Annotated in this window: 4 protein-coding genes; all 4 read left to right on the top strand. The window is 49.4% G+C overall.

All coding sequences use genetic code 11. The features are described 5' to 3' along the window. The coding region (locus E1180_RS00240; protein WP_196220479.1) for a DegT/DnrJ/EryC1/StrS family aminotransferase at positions 1-501 on the top strand (501 nt) is incomplete at its 5' end. Between the two features lie 23 nt (positions 502-524). After that, positions 525-1,487 carry an SGNH/GDSL hydrolase family protein gene (locus E1180_RS00235; RefSeq protein WP_155189088.1) on the top strand — a complete coding sequence of 321 codons (963 nt, stop codon included), beginning with the start codon at positions 525-527 and terminating at the stop codon, positions 1,485-1,487. Positions 1,488-1,598: 111 nt separating this feature from the next. Further along, positions 1,599-2,381 carry a Gfo/Idh/MocA family oxidoreductase gene (locus tag E1180_RS00230; RefSeq protein WP_244313910.1) on the top strand — a complete coding sequence of 261 codons (783 nt, stop codon included), beginning with the start codon at positions 1,599-1,601 and terminating at the stop codon, positions 2,379-2,381. Next, on the top strand, positions 2,378-2,496 hold a 119-nt coding region (locus E1180_RS22565; RefSeq protein WP_425280883.1), incomplete at its 3' end, for a cytidylyltransferase domain-containing protein. The genes E1180_RS00230 and E1180_RS22565, both read left to right, overlap by 4 nt.

Here is a 2,496-nt window from a genome sequence, read left to right as displayed (position 1 = left end):
ATCGTAACAACCGGTGGCGGCGGTGCGATTCTCACGAATGATGCCCAGATTGCCAAGCGTGCAAAGCACATTACCACAACGGCCAAGGTTCCTCATGCTTGGGCGTTTGTGCATGATGAGATTGGCTACAACTACCGTTTGCCCAACATCAACGCTGCCCTTGGCTGCGCGCAACTTGAGCAGCTTCCAGGGTTCCTTGCCAGAAAGCGGCAGCTCGCCGTACGGTATGCCGAGAGCCTGCAATCCATAGACGGTCTGCGATACTTCTGCGAGCCGAAGAATTGCGCGAGCAACTATTGGCTCCATGCGGTTATCCTCGACGAACCACGCGAGCGGGACGAGTTTCTCCAATACATGAATGCCAGGGGCCTAATGACGCGGCCGTGCTGGACTTTGATGTCTGAACTCGAATTATTCAGTAATTGTCCATCATCGGATTTGACAGTAGCCCGAAATATCTCAGCCCGCCTCGTCAACATTCCAAGCAGCGCCACATTGTAGCCGCACGAAAGCATCGAATGAATATGAGTACTCTCGAACTCGAAACATTTGAGCGGCAGATAGACCGCCTCATCACGCGTGCACTCGAGATGGGGCGCGTGGGCGACAAAGAAGAAGCTGTACATGCATTTGCTCTCTGCCGTGTTATGTTGGCATCCCGTGCCTCCAAGAATGAACTCGAACGTAGGGTAAAGCTTGAGCAGGTGAAACTTCGTACAGAAGCGGATCAGATGAGGGAGCACTTTTTAGGTCTTTCTTCCGATAACCCACAACGACGCGTTACGGTTTATTCAGATTCGCTTGGTCTACCGCGCCCACAAGAGATGGACGCATACGAAAGCACAGTAAAACTGACATATAGCGGCCAATTGATGCGGCTCCTTTCGGAAGAAAGCAACGGAAATGAACATCTGGACACCAATTGCCAGCGGTTCTGCACGACGAACGAAGTAATTGCTCTTATGTATGAGCGGCCCGAGAGCCTTAAAGGTGCTGATGTACTCATACATGTTGGATTGAACGACTGTTCCATCCGTATGTTCATGGCACCACAACGCATCGCGTGTGGGTTATTGCCTGCGGCAATCCGCGAAAAAGTGCTTGAATTCGCACGTGTTTACCGAGTTGATCTCGTCAAAGCTTTTCCGCATCATCAATATGTACCTCTAGATACTTTTCAATCTAATTTGTTCAAAATTGCAAATTTAACAAAAGAAAATGGCGCAAAAAGCTTGACGTTTTCGACGATTGTGTTGGTTCCGATGCGTTTCTGGCCATCTACTCCCGGCGTAGTCAAGAATTTTACTTCCTACAACATGGCAATCATGCAGATTGCGGATCAGGTTGGAGCCAATGTGCTAGAAATAGACCGATTGATGTGGCAACACGGAACAGGTTCTATGCTTGACAAGGATGGCATGCATCTGAGTCATCGAGGGCATGAGATGCTTGCTGATTTGTATCTCAAAATCCTTCGCGGAGTGTAGCCTGTGTCGCGTAGAGTGCTGGTTGTTGGGCAGGGCTCCATTGGCAAACGACATGCTCGAATTTTGCAAGAACTTGGCTGCTCTGTGGCCGTCGTGACTGGACGTACAGATTTGACTGAGTATCCTATATACAAGTCAGTGAGAAGTGCAGTTGCTGTTTTTAATCCCGAATATTGTGTCATTGCCAGTATTACTAGTCTGCATCACAAACACTTGGAAGAGCTACAAAAAGCAGGGTTCACTAATACAGCCCTGGTCGAAAAACCTATATTCGATCACCTTCCCGTTGTGGAGACCAACTATGTTTTTGATATATTTGTGGGGTATAATCTGCGGTTTCATCCATTAACATTTCGGCTGAAGCAAGAACTCGAAGGACGACATGTCTATGCTGCTCATGTGTTGACGGGGCAGCATCTTTCAACCTGGCGTTCCGAACGCGATCATCTGCGAACATACTCGGCACATTCCAAGCAAGGTGGGGGCGTCATACGTGATTTGTCACATGAGTATGACCTAGCGGCCCATTTGTTCGGCGAACTGGCATTACTATCGGGAGTTGGCCGACGGGTCAGCAGTGTTACAATTGACAGCGAAGATGTTGCCGCAGCCATTTTTTCCGGACAAAGCTGCCCAATAATTTCTGTAAGCACGAACTACCTTGATCGCACCGATCGCCGGTGCTGGGTTGTGATTACCGAAGATGCGACGTTTGAGGCGGACTACGTATCCGGCACATTTTCGACTAATGGAAATATCGAAAATCTGGTAGTGGAGCGCGATCAGTCTTACAGAGACATGCACCGTGCCGCTATCGGTGACAAGGCTGGGTTGTGCCGTCTCGCGGATGGGACCGCTCTTCTAGCATTGCTTGAACAGTTTAGGTTGACATGAATCGCAAGTACTCCTTTTGCACTATATGTGCTCGAGGCGGCTCAAAAGGTCTCCCCGGCAAAAACATCCGCCCGCTTAACGGACGTCCTTTGATTGCTCACTCTATCGATCAGGC

Source organism: Roseibium denhamense (assembly GCF_009711415.1).
GTDB lineage: Bacteria > Pseudomonadota > Alphaproteobacteria > Rhizobiales > Stappiaceae > Roseibium > Roseibium denhamense.
This window is presented reverse-complemented; position numbering and strand designations above follow the sequence as displayed.